This window comes from Stenotrophomonas sp. SrG, from assembly GCF_050031795.1.
GTDB lineage: Bacteria > Pseudomonadota > Gammaproteobacteria > Xanthomonadales > Xanthomonadaceae > Stenotrophomonas > Stenotrophomonas rhizophila_A.
On sequence record NZ_JBNBBE010001034.1, the window covers coordinates 1 to 240 of the forward strand.

1 pseudogene is annotated in these 240 nt (G+C 69.6%); it reads right to left on the reverse strand.

What is annotated here, in order from left to right:
• Nucleotides 1-240 (reverse strand): annotated as a pseudogene (locus ACQG3P_RS22620) (DsbC family protein); the annotation flags it as partial.

Sequence of the window (240 nt, forward strand, 5' to 3'; positions counted from 1 at the left end):
CTGACGCCCACCTGCTGGCCCAGGTTGTCCTGCAGGGCCACCGGGCGGGTGCAGTTCTTCGGCGGGACCGGCTGGCCCTGCTTGGCGCTGGTCAGCGCCTTGCGGCGGTCGCTCGCGCACCAGACCGAGATCCTGTCGGTGAAGTCCTTGCTGCCCGGGCCCATGCGTGGGAACGCCACGTACTCCACGGTGATACCCATGCGGTTCCGCTCGGGAAGATCCTGGTGCAGCGTGCGGCAG